Here is a 21,202-nt window from a genome sequence, read left to right as displayed (position 1 = left end):
TACGTAATTTTTTGCTAAATATCCACTTTTCTCCTCACAAACATTTATATTCTCCATATATTTTTGTTAAGAATACACGAAATTAATCGAAAAATCGAAAAATGACTATTTGCAAATCAAAAGACAATTCTGTAAAATAAATTACAAGAATTGTAATTGCTACTGACATATAAATTTTAACAAAAATTAACAAAAGAAAAAAGTTTACTTCACATTAATGAAGTAAACTTTACACAAAGCTCTATTCTAAGAAATCTTTCAAGCGTTTGCTACGGCTTGGGTGTCTTAATTTACGAAGCGCTTTTGCTTCAATTTGACGAATACGCTCTCTCGTAACGCCGAATACTTTCCCAACTTCTTCAAGCGTACGAGTTCGTCCATCGTCTAAACCAAAACGAAGACGAAGAACATTTTCTTCACGATCTGTTAATGTATCTAGTACATCTTCTAATTGTTCTTTTAATAATTCATATGCTGCATGATCTGCAGGAGATGTTGCTTCTTGGTCTTCAATAAAATCACCTAAATGAGAGTCATCCTCTTCACCAATTGGTGTTTCAAGAGAGACTGGCTCTTGTGCAATCTTTAAGATTTCGCGTACTTTTTCAGGAGCAAGATCCATTTCTTCACCAATTTCTTCTGGAGATGGCTCACGACCTAAATCTTGTAATAATTGACGTTGAACACGAATCAATTTATTAATTGTTTCAACCATATGAACTGGTATACGAATTGTTCTTGCTTGGTCTGCAATTGCACGTGTAATGGCTTGGCGAATCCACCACGTTGCATACGTACTAAATTTATATCCTTTGCGGTAATCAAATTTTTCAACTGCTTTAATTAAACCCATATTTCCTTCTTGAATTAAGTCTAGGAAAAGCATACCGCGGCCAACATAACGTTTTGCAATACTTACAACTAGACGTAAGTTTGCTTCTGCAAGACGGCGTTTCGCTTCTTCATCGCCTTCTTCAATACGTTTTGCAAGGGCAATCTCTTCTTCAGCAGATAGTAAGTCAACACGACCAATTTCTTTTAAGTACATACGAACAGGATCATTAATTTTCACACCTGGCGGTACACTTAAATCATTTAAGTCAAACTCTTCTTCTGTTTTAGCTAATTGACGAGTGTTTGGATCTTCATCATTATCGCCAACTAAGTCGATTCCTTGTTCACCTAAATATTCATAATATTCATCCATTTGTTCGGATTCAATATCAAATCCGCTCATGCGTTCTGCAATCTCTTCATATGTAAGAACGCCACGTTTTTTTCCGAGCTCTGTAAGTTGCTCTTTCACTTGCTCAAGTGTTATATCAGTTTCAATTTGTTTAGAACGAGCTGGTTTATCAGCCATTTGTTCCCCTCCTTACGCGAGATACAAACAATGATTATAGTAAGTTTTTATACAAAAAGCTATTTTCTTGCTTTTCGTTTTTGCAAATATTCTTGGAAAAATCGTGCTGCTGCTAAATGATCTTCTTTTTCCATTTGCTTCAGCATAAAAATATTTTCCATTTTCTTTAACTTTTGCTTATGCCGACGCAGCGCGTCTACATCGCCATGAAACAATTCTTCTGAGAACTCAGGATTAATCATTTCATCTGTTGAAATATTAGTTACAATATTTTTCAGCTTTTCATCAGAAAGCCAACTTAGAAAGTTTGCGACTGACGGTTCATTTCCCTTTTCATAATATGCGTATAACTCATATAAAATCCCTTTATGTTCTTCTGTATGAAAATCTTCTATATGAGGTTCGATACGAAAAGCGATATCTTCACTCTGCAACATGTGATAAATAAGCTCTCTTTCAGCTCTTTCAAAACCAGAAAATTTCGGCTTCACATGAACAATTTGAGAAGGCTGTGCAATTGGCTTTGTCTGTTTTTGCTGTACCTTTTGTTCTTTGCGATATTGGTGCAATTGCCCCAACAGTGTTTCCATTGAGTAAGCAAATTCTTGTGACAATGCCTTCAAATACGATTCCGCTTGCATTGCATCTTGCAATGATGCTAACTCTTTTAAAACACTTTTCACATAAGCTTCTTTTCCAGACTCATCTTGCAAATTTTTCCCTAAACGAAGATAATTTATTTTAAACCCAACAAAACTGATACTTGCTTGTACAAGTTTTTGAAACGCTGTTGTTCCATAGCGCTGTACATATTCGTCAGGGTCTAATTTATCTGGCATAGAGACAACTTTCACTTCACAACCGGTTTGCAATAACAATTGTCCTGCTTTCATTGTTGCTTCTTGTCCTGCTTTATCACCATCATAGCAAAGAACAACAGTTTCAACATTACGCCGTAAAAGCTTCGCCTGTTCCTCAGTTAAAGCAGTTCCCATCGTAGCAACAGATTCTTCAATCCCACTTTTCACAGCAGCTAAAACATCCGCATATCCTTCAAAGAGAAGAACTTGTCCTCGTTTTCGAATAAATGACCTTGCTTGATGAAAGTTATATAGCAACTTGCTTTTATGAAAAATAGGTGTTTCTGGGCTATTTAAATACTTAGGAGTATCATCCCCTAATGCCCGTCCACTAAAAGCAGTTACTTTTCCTTGCAGTGTATGAATTGGAAACATCACTCGTCCGCGAAAACGATCATGATAACTACCATCTTTCTCACTGCGAACAAGTAATCCGGCTTGCTCCATAACAGCAGGTGAAAAACCTCGTTTTTGTAAGATTTTTGTCGCTGCATCCCAAGCAGGAGTGGCGTATCCAATTTCAAACTTTACAATCATTTCTTTTGTAATACCTCGCTCTAATAAATACGCAAGCGGCTGTTTTCCTTCTTCTGTATTTACTAAGAGATGATGATAATACTTTTTCAAAAGCTCGTGGGCTTGCAACATAATCGTGCTATCATCAGATATATTTTGTGTTTGCTCTAGTTCTGATGTAAAGTTAGCAACAGGAATACCATTTCGATCACCTAATTTTTGCACAGCTTCCACAAAAGACAGTCCATCTATTTTCATTAAGAAAGAAAAAACATTTCCCCCTTCTCCACATCCGAAGCAATGAAAAATTTGCTTATCAGCGGAAACTGAAAACGACGGTGAGTTTTCGCCATGGAAAGGACAAAGCCCAAAATAATTTCGACCTTGTTTTTTAAGCTGTACATATTCACCAATCACTTCAACAATATCAGATGATGTACGAATTTGTTCTACAACTTCCTCGGGAATTCTGTTCCCCATAACTCCATCTCCGTGTCGTATTTTGTATTCGATACAAATTAAAGGATTCCTTTATAATTCGACAATATTTTTTCTAAACTAGTCAAAAAATATTGTCGATCACGCTCAGAAAACGCTTTTGGCCCTTTTGTAAAGGTTCCTTTTCTGCGTAACTTCGCAGATACGTATCGATTATATAAAATTGTATCCATATGCTCATCGGTCACAATTGTGCCACGCGGAGATAATACATATACTCCTTTTTTGACAAGAAGACCAGCAAGTCCCATATCCTGTGTGATAACGAGATTTCCCGCTTTTGCACGCTGATAAATATAAAAATCTACCTCGTCTTGCGCAGAATCTACATATATCCAATTCCCTTTCTGACTTCTTAACTGATGGGCGTAGGAGGCGATAAACCAAATATCGACATGAAATTTTGCACCAACGCGCATAATTTCTTCCTTCACCGGGCATGCATCTGCATCAACATAAATTTGAGTGATGCTTTGCATATTTCTCTATTCTACATCCCTTCTGTGAATCCTTCCATAATGTGCGTTTTCTTGTTCAGATTTTTGTCGATTTTACGTAAAAGCATGTCCTTTACAAAACCTATCACTAGTTTATTCTGAAAAATTGAAGTCTAAACGTAAAATGAATGTTTTTATCACAATTTTTTATTATAATACATTTTTCTAAACTTAGCTACATGTCCTGTTAATTTTTATCCCGCTATTCGCGGGCAGTAATACTCCACCTCAAAATTCAGCGAAAGCATTGTCCAGCTCTAGTGGCTAGAATGTTCGGTGGGAGATAAACTGCCCGTAAAGGCCCGATTGATGAGGGCTAATAATCAGTGGGGGATGAAGCCCCCCCACTGATTAAAGTTTCACTTTATAGCGTAGTGAAAAAGCACATTCACCTTTGGTAAATGTGCTAAAACATTTTTTGGTTTTGCACTGCATTCACAATAATATTTGCCGTTTCTTCAATTGCCTTATTCGATACATCAATTACCGGGCAACCTATTTTACTTACAACCCGTTCAAAGTGTTTAATCTCTTCTTTAATACGTTCAATGTTTGCATAATTTGCTCCATCACTTAATCCAAGAGATTTTAAACGTTCTTTGCGGATATGATTTAATTTATCAGGCGTTATTTTTAACCCAAAACATTTTTCTTTCGGTACATGATATAATTCTTCTGGCGGATCCACTTCCGGTACGAGCGGAACGTTAGCAACCTTTAATCGCTTATTATGTGCTAAATATTGCGAAAGCGGTGTTTTTGATGTACGAGAAATTCCAATTAATACAATATCTGCTTTTAAAAGACCTCGTGAATCTCTACCATCGTCATATTTTACAGCAAATTCAATTGCCTCAATTTTTTTGAAGTACTCTTCATCCAGCTTTCGTACAACCCCTGGCTCATATCTTGGAGTTTGTTTTGTTATACCTTCAATTTGATCGATAAGAGGACCGATAATATCATAAACTTCTACGCCTTCTTTTGCTGCTTCTTCCCGTAGATACTTTCGCATATCAGGCTTTACTAAAGTAAAACAAATAAGAGCATTATTACTTTTGGCGATAGAAATAACTTCTTTTAACGTCCCTGTATCTTCTACATACGGCACACGTCTAATATCCGGCGCAAATGGAAATTGTCCCATAGCTGCTCGCACAACTAAATCAGCTGTTTCTCCAACTGAATCAGATACGACATATACGATTTTACTATTCATTGCATTACCTCACTTTAAACGAATTGCCCTTACTCATGATTCACTAAATCAACGAATGCACGCGTAATATTTGTTTTTGTAATTCGACCAACAACTTCTAATCCCTGCTTCGTCTCTTTTACAACTGGAATAGAGTCAATCTGCTTTTCTATTAAATCCATTGCAATATCATACAAGCTATCTTCCTTACAACACATCGTAACATTCGGCATTCTTGTCATAATAATATTTACCGGTAATGACGTTAAATCCTGCTTCCCCAAGCTTGCTCTTAACAAATCTTTTCGAGAAACAACACCGACTAACAATGTATTTTGATCAACGATAAATAAAGTACCAACATCTTCTAAAAACATTGTACAAATTGCATCATATACCGAAACATTTTTATCAACCACAACTGGCCTAGATTGATAATCTTGTACGACAATCTTTTTAACTGCTTCTGAAAGCAGTTGTCCACCTGTTTTTCCAGTGTAAAAATACCCAACACGAGGACGCGCTTCTAAATAGCCGGCCATCGTTAAGATAGCCAAATCTGGTCTAAGCGTTGCTCTCGTTAAATTTAATTGCTCAGCAATCGCTTCCCCTGTAATTGGACCGTTGTCTTTTACAATCTGGATGATACGTTCTTGGCGCTTATTCAGTTCTATGATAATCACCACCTTCATTACAAAACGAAAAATGTTATACTATCTCTTAAATATTATATACTAAATATATCATTCGAAAAAGAAAGTATGTAAAAAGGACCTAAATACGGTCCTCTATATTTGAAATTTATCAAGTTGATCTAAAAAACGCCTTGATTTCAAATATATCCCACAGTATTCATCATAATACATATTCAATACTGTACGCATTTGTTTTTTTGTTTCTGCTTTAACAGAGACATTTCCAAGACGGGCTAAATCGAAATGATAAAATAATCTAAGCAGCTTGTGAATAGCTTCGCTAATTGAAATACGATACGGATCCTGCTCAGCGTGATGTTTACACAGAAAGCCGCCTTCCCTAACAGAGAAGGCGACAAAGTCTGTTGACTGATGACAAATCGCACATGTATCAAAGTATGGGTTAAGCCCTAGAACTGGCAGCATCTTCGTTTGATAGATTAGTGCTAAAATTTCCGGGTCAACCCCTTCACTCATATAATGCAATGTTTGATATAGCATTTCGAATAAATACGGATTATGTTTTTTCTCTTCTGTCGCTTTATCAGTCAACTCAACAATAAATGACGCATAAGCAGTTAAAAATAAATCTTCACGAATTTCTCTCATAGAAGAAATAATCTCACCTTGCTGCAATGTTCCTAAACCAGAACCCATTTGAATAAGAAAATGGCCATGAGTTAATAATTGAGAAATGGATGACACTCTACTTTTAGGCTTTTTAGCACCTCTCGCCATCGCACTAACTTTCCCTAATTCACGAGAAAATATAGTTACAATTTTATTTGTTTCTCCATAATCAATTGTTCGAATGACTATTCCCTCAATTTTTTGAAACATGTTCGTCACCATCCAAGGTTCAAACAAAATGGGTTAGGAAATTGGAGAATCTAGCTCTACTTGTATTTCTTCATGCTGTTGCATTTCATCTTCTACATTTTTTTCCATTTCCTTCAAAAGAAGATATGTTTCAATGCTTCCTGTTTTCGAGAAAACTTTCCAGGTAAAATCTAACATAAGAATCCACCTTTCGCAGTGAGCGTTCATGTAATCCAATTTCTTTCTTTGCTATTAAAATGACCCATTTTGTTCATTTTCATGTGAGAAAAATTTTTCTAAATTATGCAGCTTTTATCCCGCTATTTGCGGGCAGTAAAAGCCAGAGCTGGTTCAACTAATCACTCATAAAGAAAAGCGTTTTATTTTATAGATATTCATCTTCACGGAAGCCAAGATCACGTAACTGGGACATTTTATTGCGCCAATCTTTCTGCACTTTTACCCACAGTTCTAAAAATACTCTTGAACCAAGAAGCGACTCCACATCAAAGCGGGCTCTTTTTCCAATTTCTTTTAACATCTTACCTTGTTTTCCGATTACAATGCCTTTTTGTGACGGACGTTCTACAATAATTGTGGCATTAACGTAAATCGCTCCGCCTTCACGCTTTTGAATTGCATCAATCACAACTGCAACAGAATGAGGCACTTCCTCACGTGTTAAATGCAATACTTTTTCACGAATAAGTTCCGCAATAATAAAGCGTTCCGGATGATCCGTTACTTGATTTTCCGGATAATATTGAGGACCTTCTGGTAAATACTTTTTAATTGCTCCGATTAACGCATCAATATTATTTCCTTGTAATGCTGAAATTGGCACAATTTCAGCAAAGTTATATAACGTACGATATCGATCGATCAGTCCGAGGAGCTCTTCTGGATGGACTTGATCAATTTTATTAATCACTAAAAATACCGGTTGCTTCGTTTCTTGTAATTTTTCGATGATAAACTCTTCACCGCGTCCAAAGCCTTCCTCTGCGTTGACCATAAATAAAACAATATCTACTTCTTTTATTGTCGTTTGAGCCATTTTAACCATAAAATCACCAAGCTTATGCTTTGGTTTATGTATACCTGGTGTATCAATAAATACGACTTGCGCATCATTTTCTGTGTACACACCTTGAATTTTATTACGTGTTGTTTGTGGTTTATCACTCATAATCGCAATTTTTTGACCGATAATTCGATTTAAAAACGTTGATTTTCCAACGTTTGGTCTCCCAATAATAGAGACAAAACCTGATTTAAAACCTTCTCTACTCATGTAAATCCTCCGCTACAAATGCTCCTGGCAACAATTCTCCTACTGTTGTTTCTTGTATGTCACCTTGCAAATTTGTCAAGTAAACTTTTGTATTTGACTTACACAATTCTACCATAACTTGACGACACGCTCCACATGGAGGTACCGGACGTTTTGTATCTGCTACAACTGCAATTGCAGTAAATTCTGTACTTCCTTCAGAAATCGCTTTAAATAACGCCGTTCTTTCCGCACAGTTACATAAACCATACGATGCATTCTCAACATTACAACCACGGTATACTTTCCCGTCTGTCGTTAATAAGGCAGCGCCTACTTGAAATTTTGAATACGGTACATATGCTTGCTTACGTGCTTCAATCGCTTCTTGAATTAATTCATTGTTGTTCATCGTTTCTCTTCCTTTCCATTCACGATATGAAAAGATAAAAATCTTTGGAATGCAACTATATCATATACGATCCAAAGATAATAGCACCAATTACAACAGCAATAATCGAAAATAATAATACCGCGCCTGCCGCTGCATCTTTTGCTATTTTAGCAAGGGGCTTCACATCCCTTGTTACTAAATCAACGGTTTTCTCCACCGCTGTATTCACGATTTCTAGTGCAAATACAACACCAATAGTCAAAATCAAAATGAGCCATTCTGTTTTTGTAACATGAAAATAAAAACCGAGGAAACTAACAATACATGCTGCTAAACAATGAATTTGCATATTTCGTTCATAGCGAAGACAAAAGAAAATACCAGCAAACGCATAGCGAAAACTGTTTATAAGTTTTCCTTTTTTCATCTAGCTAATCCAAATGCATCAAGAATTTCTTTTTGCTTACCAAACATAGCCTTCTCATCTTCTTCTGTCATGTGATCGTAGCCAAGCAAATGTAAAAAGCCATGCACTGCTAAAAAACCAAGTTCACGATCAAAAGAATGGCCATATTCTTCAGCCTGCTCTTTCGCTCTCGGAATAGAAATAATAATATCACCTAACATGCGAGGCATTTCTACACCGACAATTTCCATTTCTCCTTCCCCTATATCTTCCATCGCAAAAGAAATTACGTCTGTTGGCTGATCCTTATCACGATATTCACGGTTAATTTCTTGAATACGTTCATTACTAACAAATGTAACCGAAAGCTCCGCTCCATCCTCTACAGATTCTATCTCTGCAGCTTTTTCAACTAATTGTTGAATCATGTCAACATACTCTTCTTTTACTTCTTCTGTTTCATCAATAAAGTCAATTATTAATCCCATTCAGTTCACCTTTTCTTCTGTTAATTTCGGATACTTAATCCGAGAGTGAAAAATTCCATTTAATGTTTCACATAATGTTTTCCCGACAATTTGCAGTTCTTTAAATGTTAAATTACATTCACTGAATTGGCTATCTTGCAAACGATCTTTAATAATACTGCGAACAAGATGATCAATTTTCTCAGGTGTTGGTGCATTCATTGAACGAACTGCCGCTTCTACACTATCAGCAATCCCAACAATTGCCGACTCTTTAGATGTCGCTTTTGGCCCTGGGTAACGAAACATTTCTTCTGTATATTTCTCTTTATCTTCTTGTATTGCTTTGTAGTAGAAATATTTTAACAAAGTCGTTCCATGATGCTCGGCCGCAATATCAATAATCTCTTGCGGAATATGATGTTCTTCTAACATCTTCACTCCATTTGTAACATGAGCGATGATAATATCTCTACTTGTTTCAGGATCTAACCGATCATGGGGATTTGATATACCCATTTGATTTTCAATAAAGAAATGCGGCTGTACCGTTTTTCCAATGTCATGATAATATGCTCCTACACGTGCTAATACTCCATTCGCTCCAATAGCTTCGCATGCCGCTTCCGATAAATTGGCAACCATAACACTATGATGATACGTTCCGGGTGCCTCTAACAAAATTTTGCGAATCAATGGATGGTTCGGGCTTGCTAATTCTATTAATTTCATGCTAGAGACAAGACCAAGACCGCTCTCTAAATACGGCAATATCCCCATCGCTAAAATAGATGAAATAATCCCAGACGCCGCTGCCATTACTAATTGTGTTCCAATCTCAATTACCGAAAAGTTTCCGTTACGCAATAGCAATAAAGCTGCTAATACGACAACATTTAAAATCGATACAAGTATCCCAACTTGCAATAGCATTGTACGACGATGCTTTTCCCGTAAAAAAATACTAACAGAAAGCGAGCTAAGCAATACATAAATTCCAACTGCATAATTAAGTGTACTCGTTACACCTTCATTAAATAAAATACTGCCGCATACTGAAAAAATCACACTTGTTATAAAAACAAATCGATCACCAATCATTAATTTTACTAATATCGTCCCCATTGCAACCGGAGCAATATAAGCAATACCGGCATATTCTAACTTTTGAAACAAACTAATAATTTTCATTAAAACAACTGTAATAGCGACAATTGTTGTATAAGCTAAAATATATGGCTTGTCTTCTCTTCTTGGCTTTAAAAATGCCTCAAATTGCTTATGCATAAAAAATAAAAGAACACTAATAAAAATCGCTAGCCCCAAATACGGCTGAAACGAATTACTCTCATCTAGTAACCCCACTAACTTTAACTGTTCATACGCTTCTCTTGTAATTGTGTCTCCTTCTTTCACAAGAATTTGACCTTGCAAAATATAAACAGGAGCTACTTGATCTATTGCCATTTGCTTTCTTTCTTTCGTTGCATTCGAATCATAAAAATAGTTCGGTATAATCGCATACTGTCCAAGCGTAGTAATTGCTTGTTTCAATTCATTGCTGACAAATACATTTTTTAACTCGTTAGCAATACGGTCTTTAAACTGATCTGCATCATTCATTTTAATATGAGCACTCATTAAACTATTCACAGCTGTAACAGTTGACTCCCTCGCTATAAGAAGCTGATCGTCTGTCGCACCTAGAAATTGTAATAACACTTGATCAGACAAACTTTTTGTTAATTCCCTTGGGAGTTTCTCCTTTAACTTGTCCAATCTTTCTGCCGCCGACAATTTATTTTGTCCTGCCGGCGCCGAAGCGGCTGCATTTGACTCTGCATTCACCTCTTTAATTGCATCAAAAACTGAGTTCACAATATCAATCCGGTTTTGCTTATATTCACTTCGATATGTATACTGATCTTCAATCTTTTGAGCTGCTTCTCTCTTTTTCTTTTCTGTCGTTACTTTATCTTCAATTTTGATGGGAGAATGAATTGTCTTTTTAGAAATAGACAACATTTTGACATCGAGTTGTTCTGGTTTTACATTATTCATCAGTGCAAAAAATAACACTGCTCCTATTAAAATATAAGAAATCCAGCTCAGTTTTTTCGAATGCTGTAAATTACGAATCCACTTAGCAACTTCTTGCAACCTTGACATAATTACAATACCTTCTCCTCTCCAAATATTAAGTGAAACTCCCTTTTCACACGTTTAAGTATAAGAACAAATACCATTTCCTTTATTTATGATAATAAAAAATAAAGCATTAGCCAACCTGTTCACAAAATCTATATACATGCAAGTTAAAAAAACGACATAAAACCACTTTCTTTCAGAGGAGGACGAGAGCATCTGGCCGTGCATAGAAGCGGTCAGGGCCTTTTCCTGCCACATGCGAGGTTTACAAACAAAGGCAAACAAGTAGCGGTCATGTTGTATTCTGCGTAGCAGTGACTTGTATGTCGAAAAATCTAAATGGATTTATATATAAAAAATATACAGTGAAACTTCCTTTTAGAGTGTTCTTCTCTAGAAGGTTAGAACCAATTGAGATAAAGTGAAACTTCCGGTTTTCTTCATCCCCCACTGATGGTTAGTTGAACCAATCGGGCTTTTACAGGCAGTTTATCTCCCACCTAACTTCTTAAGAAAGGCGGAAGCGGCTCGTTCAGAACCGCAGAACGCCCACGCACAGGGCGGAGAGGCGCTTTCTGCCTCGTCCGAGGGGGCGAAACGACCGGAGATTCTAGCCGCTAGAGCTGGACAATGCTTTCGCCGAATTTTGAGGTGGGATTATTACTGCCCACGAATAGCGGGATAAAAAGAAATGATCCTTATAAGTAGGATCATTCCATTTTATCATATGCTTCAATAATACGCTGTACGAGCGGATGACGAACAACATCCGACTGCTCAAGTTTAATAAACGAAAGACCAGGCACACGGTCTAATACATTCGCTGCAACAGAAAGACCAGATTTTACACCTTTCGGTAAATCAATCTGAGATGGATCTCCTGTTACAACCATTTTTGAGCCAAATCCAAGGCGTGTTAAAAACATTTTAATTTGCGCTCCCGTTGTATTTTGCGCCTCATCTAAAATCACAAATGCATCATCGAGTGTTCGTCCTCTCATGTACGCTAACGGAGCAACTTCAATGATACCGCGTTCCATCATTCTTTGCGTATGTTCTTGTCCAAGTACATCATGAAGAGCATCATAAAGAGGTCGTAAATATGGATCCACTTTTTCTTTCAAATCTCCAGGTAAAAAACCAAGACTTTCTCCCGCTTCCACGGCAGGTCTTGTTAAAATAATTTTTTTCACATAACCATTTTTCAATGCTCGAACAGCCATTACTACAGCTAAATATGTTTTACCGGTACCTGCTGGTCCCATTCCAAACACAATGTCATTTTTCTTAATCGCATAAATATATTGCCTTTGTCCCATTGTTTTTACACGGATAGACTTACCTTTTGCTGTTTTAAAAATTTCTTCTTCATATAACTCTTCAAAATGAGCCAGCTTCCCTTGACGGCCAAGTTGAATCGCATAGGCTACATCACGCTCAGAAATCGATATACCCTTGCGAATAACAACTAAAAGCTGTTGTAATACGCCTTCAACAAGAGCTACCGCTTCGTCCGTTCCAGATACACGAACAGATTCTCCTCTTGTAACAATCGATACCCCAAGTTCGTTCTCAATTATTTTTAAATGTGCATCATTTACTCCAAACAAAGCAATTGCTTCATTATGGTTTTCCAATTGTTGATTCATCTCTACTAATTGTTCAGCCATTAATTACTCAATCTCCTTGAATATCGGATTCAGATAGCGGTTGAGCCTCTGCAATATTCTCAATTACTGTATAATGCAGCAATATTTTTAAATTTCCATTCTCAACCTGTTTATGCAAAACTTTCTTCCCTATAATCATAGCACGTTCATCCAATTTTTTCTTTAATTCTTTTTGTCCCATTTCCTCCGCCACCGCCAGTGCCTGTTTTTCTGTATATTCACGGTTTGCTTCTTCCTCTTCACGTACAATCGCTTTTTCATAAGCAATCGGGAGTGTAAAACCGAGCAATTTCACATCATGTCTTACTATCTCCGTTTTAGACTGCTTATACTTATCATGCTGAAATCCCCATATTTTTATTTTCATGTTTCCAAAAGTAAGATAATGTTCTTTATACGAATCCCCTGTATAAACTTGAAATTTCGTCTTTAGAGGCACCTCCACTTCAGACTTGTACCAAGTTTCACCAAATACAACACCTTTGGCTGACACAATCGTAGGACTCTCTTCTTTCCCATACATTCCTGACACAAGAAGTTGTCCTTTTTGCACATATTCATTTTTCATAACCATTGGTTTTCCGATCTCTACAAACATTTTTGTGACAATCGCTTCTTTTTTTGCGACTAAATGTTGCGGTACCTGTTCTTTTTCTTTTTCCGGCTCATTTTTTTCAACTATTTTAAAATGATACGTCGTTCCTTTCACGTCCAAACCAACCCATGTAATGGCGTTAATATTATCAGTCAAATAACGCTGTATATTTTCCACACTCGGCATTTGAAATTGAAGCTTCCCTTTTTTTATACCCATTTTGTCTAATTCTTTCATCATAATATATTCCGTCTCTGGCTTCGCCCCTGTTATCTCTATTTTCCATACCATATTTGATAAAACAATGACACTTAAAAAAAATAAGAGAAAACCAACAAAAAAACCGCTATTTCGAAGTAAGCGCTTATTCCAAAATGGAACTCCGTAACGTCCAATGAAATATAGATTGCATTCATTTTTACGGTAAATTGGGCGTAATCGTTTCACATCACGAAGCAATATACAAAATACAAGTGTATCATCCGCAACTTTCTTGACATCCCAAACTAGGATGTCCCGTCGTACACATTCGTTAATAAATCGTTCCGCTCCTCTTCCTTGAATTCGCACTTTTACATACCCAACCCAGTTTGTAAACCACTGATTTTTCATAGCTCGCCTCCATCAGCTTTCTAAAAAAGGCGCAGCCCCTTAAGAGATCTGCACCACCTCTATGACTTCACTCCGCTCATACAGCCAGTAGTAGGAGGACTAAGAAGTAAATACTACCTGACCACTTGCGCCTGATTCGTTCAATAAAACCTCTCATGAATAACAGTTTCATTTTATTTCCCTTTTTTTTCATCTTCTAAAAATAAGACTTGTTCAATGGTTCCCTCAAGTAAAAGCTCTTCTGGAAGAATCGTCTTAATTACAAAAGAATCCCCTTTTATTAATAATTGTCCTTGTTTTAATAAAAGCCGTACCTCTTTATCACTAAATACCAATAATCCACGATGATTTTCTATATAAATATGTACCTGCCCAACAAGTGTAATTCTCGGCAGATCCATGAACACATCTGCAGGTAGGTCTATCTGCTTAGTAATCCAGTTTTTCATTTGCTGCAACTTTCTCATCGAAGACCCCCCTCTCATCCCATATGTATGAAAAAAAAGCTTGTAATATCACGTCCAGATTGAAAAAAAACATAAAAAAGCGTCTCATTATAAATGAGACGCTTTTTTATGCTAATAGTTGCGAAACAAGCCTATTCACTTGTGAGCCATCTGCTTTACCTTTTACTTTCGGCAAAACAGCACTCATCACTTTGCCCATATCAGCTTTAGAAGCTGCACTAACTTCAGAGATAGATTGCTGAATAACAGCAAGCAATTCTTCTTCTGTCAATTGCTCTGGCAAATATGTTTCTAAAATCTGAATTTCGCTTTTCAGTTTATCGACAAGGTCTTCACGACCCGCTTTTTCAAACTCAAGGAGGGAGTCTTTATACTGTTTTACTTCACGAGTTAAAACTGTTAGTTCCTCTTCTTCTGTAAGAGGGTTCTGCAGTTTAATTTCTTCATTTTGTAAAGCAGCCTTAACCATACGAATAACGGTTAATTTATTTTTTTCTTTATTCTTCATCGCTTGTTTCATATCATCGTTTAAACGACCGAGAAGACTCATAAATTACACCCTCTCTTAGAATTTACGCTTTCTTGCCGCTTCAGATTTCTTCTTACGTTTTACACTTGGCTTTTCATAGAACTCGCGTTTTCTTGCTTCAGCAAGCGTACCAGCTTTAGAAGTTGATCTTTTAAAACGGCGAAGTGCATCCTCCAAAGACTCGTTTTTACGAACGACTGTTTTTGACATTCTCTTTCCCTCCCTCCGAAACATCCACTTACATCCTAATTTCAGCATGCAAAAAGTAAACACTTTCTCAGCATGTCTTTTACGATTATAATACATTTTATACTTTTAGGTCAACTGTCTGATAAAAGAAAAGAAGCGCACTCACTCTTCTTTTTTCATGATACGTACAATTTCGATATAAATTTCTATGTCAATGCGACATTATTCTACCAAAATGTTCGCTTCTGCTTTCTCATCCTCTAAGTACTGCACCGTAACCTACAAACGAGATCAAAAACGCCTCTACGTCAAGAGTTCCAATGTCCTCATGTTCTATATGAATCCATTTTGATTTTTTGACATATAGATTGCTGCTATGCAGAAAGAAAGGAGACTGCACTCGCTTGCTCTCTTTGTTTAAACTTTGCATGTGGCAGAAAAAGGCCCTGACCGCTTCTATACACGACCAGATGCTCTCGTCCACCTAAAAGAATGGGTTTCTGTCTTTTTCTGCTTTTAAATTAATAATCAGTTGTTGCTGTTTTTCCGCTTACTAGCGCTACACCAGAGCTTGTACCGATGCGCGTTGCACCTGCTTCGATCATTGCATCCATGCCTTTTTCGTCACGAACACCGCCTGATGCTTTTACACCGATATTTGGTCCTACTGTTTTTCTCATCAACGCAACATCCTCTACTGTTGCACCGCCTGTTGAAAATCCTGTTGATGTTTTTACGAAATCGGTGCCTGCTTTTACAGACAATTCACAAGCACGAACTTTTTCTTCTTCTGTAAGTAAGCATGTTTCAATAATTACTTTTACAAGAGCTTTTCCTTTTGCAGCCTCTACAACAGCACGAATATCACGCTCTACTAACGCATCGTTTTTATCTTTTAGCGCTCCGATGTTAATAACCATATCAACTTCCGTTGCACCTTTTGCAATTGCATCTGTTGTTTCAAACGCTTTTGTTTCTGGTGTATTTGCTCCAAGAGGGAAACCAATTACTGTACAAACTTTTACATCTGTTCCTTTTAACAGTTCTGCTGCCGTTTCAACCCATGTTGGATTTACACATACAGAAGCAAAATCATGTTGTTTTGCCTCTTCACATAAAGTCACGATTGTTTCTTTTTTTGTATCTGGTTTTAATGCCGTATGATCAATTAACTTTGCATAGTTCATTTAAAACTTGCCCCTTCCTTAACTTATACTTAGTAAATTTATTGCTCATTTAGTTGTCTGACAACCTTAATCTTCAGCATTATAACATAACGTATAGCGTTTTCATATTTTAACTTCTCCAGCAAATAAAAAAGCATACAAACAAAACTGTTTGCATGCTTTTCTGTTACGCGCTTGCTGATTCTTTTGGAGATGCATCTTCTAGCACCCGAACAAATTGTGCTTCATTGTAAGGATAGCCAGCTTTCGTAATTTTTACTTTAATTAATTTACCGATTAATTCTTCAGAACCTTCAAAGACAACTTTTAAGTAATTATCTGTATATCCTACATATAATCCTTCACGATCAGCTTCCTTAAATGGTTCTTCTGGAATAATTTCAAGCACTTCATCTTCAAACTGTGATGCATATTCTTTCGCTAATTGATCAGATAATGCAATCAAACGATGTACACGCTCGTTCTTGATTTCCTCTGGCACTTGATCGTCCATGCGTGCTGCTGGTGTCCCAGTACGTTTTGAATATGGGAATACATGAAGTTCAGAGAAACGATTATCTTTAATGAAATTGAACGTTTCCGTGAATTCTTCTTCTGTTTCACCTGGAAAACCAACGATAACATCAGATGTAATTGCAAGTCCTGGCAGTGCTTCTTTTAAGCGGTCTAAACGCTCTTGGAAAAACTCCATTGTATATTTGCGACGCATACGTTTCAATACTGTATTAGATCCAGATTGAAGCGGAATGTGTAAATGACGTACAACAACTTTAGAGTCACGCAACACTTCAATCACTTCATCAGTAATTTGACTCGCTTCAATAGAAGAAATACGAAGACGTTTTAAACCTGTTACTTGTGCTTCCATATCGCGAAGTAATCCCGCTAAGTTATAATCTTTCATATCTTCACCGTATCCACCTGTATGAATACCTGTTAAGACGATTTCTTTATAACCAGCATCTACTAATTGCTGCGCTTGACGAATAACTTCTTCCCCATCACGAGAACGCATTAAACCACGAGCCCACGGAATGATACAGAACGTACAGAAGTTGTTACACCCTTCTTGAATTTTTAAAGAAGCACGCGTACGATCTGTAAAATATGGTACGTCTAATTCTTCATATACACGTGTTTTCATAATATTACGTACAGCATTAATTGGCTGACGTTCATTACGATATTGTTCAATATAACCAAGCATCTTCTCACGGTCTTGCGTTCCGACTACAATATCCACACCTGGAATTGCCATAATTTCCGCCGGAGATGTTTGTGCATAACATCCCGTTACACAAATTACCGCATCAGGATTTTGACGAACGGCACGACGAATAATTTGACGACTTTTTTTATCCCCTGTATTTGTTACAGTACATGTATTAATCACATATACATCAGCTGTTTTTTCAAATTCAGTTCGCTCATAACCACCTTGTTTAAACAGTTGCCAAATTGCTTCTGTCTCGTAGTGGTTTACTTTACAACCTAACGTATGAAACGCAACAGTTGCCATATATACTCACCCCATTAATTCAAAATGATAAGAAGCGGCACTTAGCGCGTATAAAGGCGCCGTTTCTGTCCGCAATATTCTTGGTCCTAAACTACAAGATACAAAAGCATGCTCAGAAAGAGAAGATACTTCCTCTTCCGTTAAACCACCTTCTGGGCCAAATACAATGAGCACCTTTTGTCCTGGCTTTAATGTTGTTAAAGCCTTAGCGAAGTTTGATTTTTCACCTTGTTTTGCTTCCTCTTCATACGCAACGAGGCAACTATCATAATCTTTGCTCATCGCGAGAAGCTCTTTAAAAGACACAGGTGCATACACAATCGGAATCTCACTGCGATGAGACTGTTCAGCTGCCTCTTTGACAATTTTATTGAAACGCTCTACTTTTTTCCCAGCTTTTTTCGCATCCCATTTCACAATAGATCGAGATGCTTGAAACGGTAAAAAGGCGGCTGCTCCAAGCTCAGTTCCTTTTTGTAAAATTAACTCAAGCTTATCTCCTTTAGGCAATCCGCTTGCAATTGTCACAAAGACAGGGAGCTCAGTTGACATCTCTACCCATTCTACAATAGTCGTATTTACAAATTCATTGGTAATTTCAGCAATTGTACAAATTGCTGTTTTTCCATTTGTACAACAATAAATTTGATCACCAGGCGTCATACGCATTACTCTTACGATGTGATGCACATCATCTCCTACAATACGAATCGCCATTTCATTTACATTTTGTTCTTCTACAAAATAACGCTGCATTCTATCACCTTAGTAAAGTTTAGCTCTTTTCGTAAACGAGTGCTTACGAAAAGAGCCAAACGGTATGATTTTGACAAAACAAACGGCAAGTCCCTCACTACTTTCAGCGAGAGACTTTCCGCTTACCCCCCCGTACAAACGGGTAATAAACACTTGATTAGAGAAACTTTATCCCGCTATTCGCGGGCAGTAAGACCCCCACCTCACATTCAAGATAGGTGGGGGATAACTGCCCGTAAAAGCCCGATTGGACGGGCTTTCCGTCAGTGGGGGATGAAGACCCCCCCACTGACGGAAGTTTCACTTTATCTTATCCTCTACGCGCAATAATTGCTACCCAATCTTCCATCGTTAACACTTCTTCCACTGTAAAACCAGCATTTACTAACGCTTCTGTTACAATTTTTTCTTTTGCAGCAATAATACCAGATGTAATGAACAAACCACCTTGCTTCACAACTTTCGCTGCATCTTCTGGGAATAGTAAAATAATTTCCGCTAGTAAATTTGCGACAATTAAATCAACAGGCCCTTCAATGCCCTCTAGTAAGCTGTTTTGCCCAACTGTTACAACATCTTCTGTATGATTTAATTGTACATTCATTTCTGCACTTTCTACCGCAACCGGATCTAAATCGTACGCTTGAATAGAAGCAGCACCTAATTTAGCCGCAGCAATACTTAACACGCCAGAACCCGTTCCAACGTCAATGACAGTATCTCCCGGCTGAACAGTTTTCTCTAAAGCACGGATGCACATCGTTGTTGTCGGATGCGTTCCCGTACCAAATGCCATCCCTGGATCTAACTCGATAATTTTTTCTTCTGGTGAAGAAGGTACATACTCTTCCCATGTTGGCACAATTGTAAATGTATCAGAAATTTTCACTGGATGGTAATACTTTTTCCAAGCAGTAGCCCAATCCTCTTCATCTACTTCATTAACAGATACAGTTGCTGCTCCAATCTCAATTCCATAAGAAGGCAACAGATCAATAGACGATTTCACATTTGTAATTGTTTCTTGCAAAGCATCATTCTTTGGAAAATACGCTTTTACAAGTACGCCTTCTGCCGGATATTCAGCTGGATTTAACGCATAGATTTCACCAAATTGTTGTTCACGCTCTTTCGTTAACTCAGCAGGATCTTCAATCGCAACGCCGCTTGCACCTGCTTCGTGTAAAATATGCGAGATTGCTTCTACTGCTTCCTCTGTTGTATGAATACTAATTTCTGACCATTTCACAATTTACCAACTCCATTTTTTATTTCCATTATTCCCCTTTAAAAGCTCGCTTAAGCTTTCCAAATAGGCTATCATCTTGATCTTCTTGACCTGCAAATTCTCTTAATAAATCTTTTTGATGCGTTGTTAATTTCGTTGGTGTAACAACACGTACCACTACGTATTGATCACCTTGCCCATATCCGCGTACGTTTGGCGCACCTTTTCCTTTTAAACGGAATTCTGTTCCTGTTTGTGTTCCTGCTGGAATTTTTAATTTCACTTTCCCTTGCACAGTTGGAACTTCCACTTCATCCCCAAGCGCTACTTGCGCGAATGTTAATGGCATTTCACAAATAATATCATCACCTTCACGATGGAAGAATTCATGATCTTTCACACGAACTACTACATATAAGTCACCAGCTGGGCCGCCGTTTATACCAGCTTCCCCTTTACCAGTAACGCGAATTTGTTGACCGTTATCAATACCTGCTGGAATTTTAACATTAATTTTTTTGCGTTTACGTACTTTTCCAGATCCATGACATGTTGTACATTTCTCTTTAATCATTTGACCTGTTCCAGAGCAATTTCTACAAGTTTGGCGATTTACAATACGACCAAATGGTGTGTTTTGCTCCACGCTAACTTGACCTGTTCCAGAACAATGTAAACATGTTTCCTTGGAAGTTCCTGGTTTCGCCCCACTACCATTACATGTATCACAAGGATCCTCAGTTGGAACTTCAATATTCATTTCTTTACCAGAAATCGCCTCTTCAAAATCTAAATTCACTTGATATTGAAGATCTGCACCTTGGCGCGGCGCATTCGGATCACGGCGTCTACCGCCTCCGCCGCCTCCGCCAAAGAATGAACTAAAGATGTCTTCAAAGCCAAATCCACCACCGAAGTCGCCTCCACCAAAGCCTTGATTTGGATCAGCATGACCAAATTGATCGTACTGGGCGCGTTTTGAATCATCGCTTAATACTTCGTATGCTTCTTGCACTTCTTTAAATTTTTCAATTGCATTTTCTTCAGTACTTACATCTGGATGATACTTTTTCGCCAAACGACGGTATGCTTTTTTAATCTCATCTTTTGAAGCGCCCTTGCTAACGCCGAGCACCTCATAGTAATCTCGTTTACTCATAAGTTTGTACCCCCCGAATCCTTTCACATAAACGTAATTTTAACATCGAAAGAAAGTGCTTTGCAACACTGTTTCCTCACTTACAGTATGCAACAAGAAAAACATTGGACTCTCACGCAAAAGACTTTGCGCACCCTCAGTCTTTTCTTCATTCATG

The 21,202-nt window shown here is 37.5% G+C and carries 22 protein-coding genes; all 22 read right to left on the bottom strand.

Translation table 11 applies throughout. The annotated features are described in order from the left end of the window. Positions 1-241: 241 nt before the first annotated feature. The 22 genes from rpoD to dnaJ all read right to left on the bottom strand — a co-directional run bounded on the left by rpoD (position 242) and on the right by dnaJ (position 21,045). A complete protein-coding gene (gene rpoD / locus MR076_RS18345) occupies positions 242-1,363 on the bottom strand; it encodes an RNA polymerase sigma factor RpoD (protein WP_242222925.1) in 1,122 nt (373 codons plus the stop codon). Positions 1,364-1,422: 59 nt separating this feature from the next. Continuing rightward, positions 1,423-3,219 carry a DNA primase gene (gene dnaG, locus MR076_RS18340; protein ID WP_242222922.1) on the bottom strand — a complete coding sequence of 599 codons (1,797 nt, stop codon included), beginning with the start codon at positions 3,217-3,219 and terminating at the stop codon, positions 1,423-1,425. Between the two features lie 38 nt (positions 3,220-3,257). Further along, a complete protein-coding gene (locus MR076_RS18335; RefSeq protein WP_242222920.1) occupies positions 3,258-3,716 on the bottom strand; it encodes a YaiI/YqxD family protein in 459 nt (152 codons plus the stop codon). A gap of 424 nt (positions 3,717-4,140) precedes the next feature. After that, a complete protein-coding gene (locus tag MR076_RS18330) occupies positions 4,141-4,953 on the bottom strand; it encodes a pyruvate, water dikinase regulatory protein (RefSeq protein ID WP_242222918.1) in 813 nt (270 codons plus the stop codon). Positions 4,954-4,982: 29 nt separating this feature from the next. Continuing rightward, positions 4,983-5,615: a transcriptional regulator CcpN gene (locus MR076_RS18325; RefSeq protein ID WP_242222916.1), complete on the bottom strand. Its 633-nt coding sequence runs from the start codon at positions 5,613-5,615 to the stop codon at positions 4,983-4,985. A gap of 105 nt (positions 5,616-5,720) precedes the next feature. Beyond that, positions 5,721-6,467: a DNA repair protein RecO gene (recO, locus tag MR076_RS18320; protein WP_242222914.1), complete on the bottom strand. Its 747-nt coding sequence runs from the start codon at positions 6,465-6,467 to the stop codon at positions 5,721-5,723. 33 nt (positions 6,468-6,500) lie between these two features. Next, positions 6,501-6,644 carry a YqzL family protein gene (locus tag MR076_RS18315; RefSeq protein ID WP_090916686.1) on the bottom strand — a complete coding sequence of 48 codons (144 nt, stop codon included), beginning with the start codon at positions 6,642-6,644 and terminating at the stop codon, positions 6,501-6,503. Positions 6,645-6,831: 187 nt separating this feature from the next. After that, positions 6,832-7,740 (bottom strand): GTPase Era, encoded by a 909-nt coding sequence (era, locus tag MR076_RS18310; RefSeq protein WP_242222912.1) that lies wholly within the window; start codon positions 7,738-7,740, stop codon positions 6,832-6,834. Then, entirely contained in the window at positions 7,733-8,131 is a 399-nt protein-coding gene (locus tag MR076_RS18305) for a cytidine deaminase (protein WP_242222911.1), read from the bottom strand. Before MR076_RS18305 ends, era begins: the two co-directional genes overlap by 8 nt. Before the next feature lie 55 nt (positions 8,132-8,186). Next, positions 8,187-8,540, bottom strand: coding sequence for a diacylglycerol kinase family protein (locus MR076_RS18300; RefSeq protein ID WP_242222909.1), 354 nt, complete (start codon positions 8,538-8,540; stop codon positions 8,187-8,189). Continuing rightward, on the bottom strand, positions 8,537-9,007 hold the full coding sequence (gene ybeY / locus MR076_RS18295) for an rRNA maturation RNase YbeY (protein WP_242222907.1): 471 nt from the start codon (positions 9,005-9,007) through the stop codon (positions 8,537-8,539). Before ybeY ends, MR076_RS18300 begins: the two co-directional genes overlap by 4 nt. Next, positions 9,008-11,155 (bottom strand): HD family phosphohydrolase, encoded by a 2,148-nt coding sequence (locus tag MR076_RS18290; protein ID WP_242222905.1) that lies wholly within the window; start codon positions 11,153-11,155, stop codon positions 9,008-9,010. Between the two features lie 689 nt (positions 11,156-11,844). Then, positions 11,845-12,804 carry a PhoH family protein gene (locus MR076_RS18285; RefSeq protein ID WP_242222903.1) on the bottom strand — a complete coding sequence of 320 codons (960 nt, stop codon included), beginning with the start codon at positions 12,802-12,804 and terminating at the stop codon, positions 11,845-11,847. Between the two features lie 7 nt (positions 12,805-12,811). Next, on the bottom strand, positions 12,812-14,011 hold the full coding sequence (gene yqfD, locus MR076_RS18280; RefSeq protein WP_242222900.1) for a sporulation protein YqfD: 1,200 nt from the start codon (positions 14,009-14,011) through the stop codon (positions 12,812-12,814). Between the two features lie 173 nt (positions 14,012-14,184). Next, positions 14,185-14,478: a sporulation protein YqfC gene (yqfC, locus tag MR076_RS18275; RefSeq protein WP_035429805.1), complete on the bottom strand. Its 294-nt coding sequence runs from the start codon at positions 14,476-14,478 to the stop codon at positions 14,185-14,187. A gap of 106 nt (positions 14,479-14,584) precedes the next feature. Then, on the bottom strand, positions 14,585-15,028 hold the full coding sequence (locus tag MR076_RS18270; protein WP_242222899.1) for a GatB/YqeY domain-containing protein: 444 nt from the start codon (positions 15,026-15,028) through the stop codon (positions 14,585-14,587). Positions 15,029-15,043: 15 nt separating this feature from the next. Beyond that, positions 15,044-15,217, bottom strand: coding sequence for a 30S ribosomal protein S21 (gene rpsU, locus MR076_RS18265; RefSeq protein ID WP_020062243.1), 174 nt, complete (start codon positions 15,215-15,217; stop codon positions 15,044-15,046). A 500-nt stretch (positions 15,218-15,717) separates the two neighbouring features. Further along, a complete protein-coding gene (gene deoC / locus MR076_RS18260; RefSeq protein ID WP_242222897.1) occupies positions 15,718-16,383 on the bottom strand; it encodes a deoxyribose-phosphate aldolase in 666 nt (221 codons plus the stop codon). 166 nt (positions 16,384-16,549) lie between these two features. Then, on the bottom strand, positions 16,550-17,902 hold the full coding sequence (gene mtaB / locus MR076_RS18255; protein WP_242222895.1) for a tRNA (N(6)-L-threonylcarbamoyladenosine(37)-C(2))-methylthiotransferase MtaB: 1,353 nt from the start codon (positions 17,900-17,902) through the stop codon (positions 16,550-16,552). A 6-nt stretch (positions 17,903-17,908) separates the two neighbouring features. After that, positions 17,909-18,658, bottom strand: coding sequence for a 16S rRNA (uracil(1498)-N(3))-methyltransferase (locus MR076_RS18250; RefSeq protein WP_242222893.1), 750 nt, complete (start codon positions 18,656-18,658; stop codon positions 17,909-17,911). Positions 18,659-18,968: 310 nt separating this feature from the next. Next, a complete protein-coding gene (gene prmA, locus MR076_RS18245) occupies positions 18,969-19,907 on the bottom strand; it encodes a 50S ribosomal protein L11 methyltransferase (RefSeq protein WP_242222891.1) in 939 nt (312 codons plus the stop codon). Between the two features lie 28 nt (positions 19,908-19,935). Next, complete coding sequence (dnaJ, locus tag MR076_RS18240) at positions 19,936-21,045, bottom strand: molecular chaperone DnaJ (RefSeq protein WP_242222888.1); 1,110 nt, start codon at positions 21,043-21,045, stop codon at positions 19,936-19,938. Between the last annotated feature and the right edge of the window lie 157 nt (positions 21,046-21,202).

The organism is Bacillus cereus group sp. BfR-BA-01380, from assembly GCF_022663535.1.
GTDB classification, from domain to species: domain Bacteria; phylum Bacillota; class Bacilli; order Bacillales; family Bacillaceae_G; genus Bacillus_A; species Bacillus_A cereus_BB.
This window is presented reverse-complemented; position numbering and strand designations above follow the sequence as displayed.

Excerpts from the sequence above, each read along its gene's own strand:
- rpoD (WP_242222925.1), bottom strand. The coding sequence starts at position 1,363 with ATGGCTGATAAACCAGCTCGTTCTAAACAAATTGAAACTGATATAACA.
- dnaG (WP_242222922.1), bottom strand. The coding sequence starts at position 3,219 with ATGGGGAACAGAATTCCCGAGGAAGTTGTAGAACAAATTCGTACATCA.
- MR076_RS18335 (WP_242222920.1), bottom strand. The coding sequence starts at position 3,716 with ATGCAAAGCATCACTCAAATTTATGTTGATGCAGATGCATGCCCGGTG.
- MR076_RS18330 (WP_242222918.1), bottom strand. The coding sequence starts at position 4,953 with ATGAATAGTAAAATCGTATATGTCGTATCTGATTCAGTTGGAGAAACA.
- recO (WP_242222914.1), bottom strand. The coding sequence starts at position 6,467 with ATGTTTCAAAAAATTGAGGGAATAGTCATTCGAACAATTGATTATGGA.
- MR076_RS18315 (WP_090916686.1), bottom strand. The coding sequence starts at position 6,644 with ATGTTAGATTTTACCTGGAAAGTTTTCTCGAAAACAGGAAGCATTGAA.
- era (WP_242222912.1), bottom strand. The coding sequence starts at position 7,740 with ATGAGTAGAGAAGGTTTTAAATCAGGTTTTGTCTCTATTATTGGGAGA.
- MR076_RS18305 (WP_242222911.1), bottom strand. The coding sequence starts at position 8,131 with ATGAACAACAATGAATTAATTCAAGAAGCGATTGAAGCACGTAAGCAA.
- MR076_RS18300 (WP_242222909.1), bottom strand. The coding sequence starts at position 8,540 with ATGAAAAAAGGAAAACTTATAAACAGTTTTCGCTATGCGTTTGCTGGT.
- ybeY (WP_242222907.1), bottom strand. The coding sequence starts at position 9,007 with ATGGGATTAATAATTGACTTTATTGATGAAACAGAAGAAGTAAAAGAA.
- MR076_RS18290 (WP_242222905.1), bottom strand. The coding sequence starts at position 11,155 with ATGTCAAGGTTGCAAGAAGTTGCTAAGTGGATTCGTAATTTACAGCAT.
- MR076_RS18285 (WP_242222903.1), bottom strand. The coding sequence starts at position 12,804 with ATGGCTGAACAATTAGTAGAGATGAATCAACAATTGGAAAACCATAAT.
- yqfD (WP_242222900.1), bottom strand. The coding sequence starts at position 14,011 with ATGAAAAATCAGTGGTTTACAAACTGGGTTGGGTATGTAAAAGTGCGA.
- yqfC (WP_035429805.1), bottom strand. The coding sequence starts at position 14,478 with ATGAGAAAGTTGCAGCAAATGAAAAACTGGATTACTAAGCAGATAGAC.
- MR076_RS18270 (WP_242222899.1), bottom strand. The coding sequence starts at position 15,028 with ATGAGTCTTCTCGGTCGTTTAAACGATGATATGAAACAAGCGATGAAG.
- rpsU (WP_020062243.1), bottom strand. The coding sequence starts at position 15,217 with ATGTCAAAAACAGTCGTTCGTAAAAACGAGTCTTTGGAGGATGCACTT.
- deoC (WP_242222897.1), bottom strand. The coding sequence starts at position 16,383 with ATGAACTATGCAAAGTTAATTGATCATACGGCATTAAAACCAGATACA.
- mtaB (WP_242222895.1), bottom strand. The coding sequence starts at position 17,902 with ATGGCAACTGTTGCGTTTCATACGTTAGGTTGTAAAGTAAACCACTAC.
- MR076_RS18250 (WP_242222893.1), bottom strand. The coding sequence starts at position 18,658 with ATGCAGCGTTATTTTGTAGAAGAACAAAATGTAAATGAAATGGCGATT.
- dnaJ (WP_242222888.1), bottom strand. The coding sequence starts at position 21,045 with ATGAGTAAACGAGATTACTATGAGGTGCTCGGCGTTAGCAAGGGCGCT.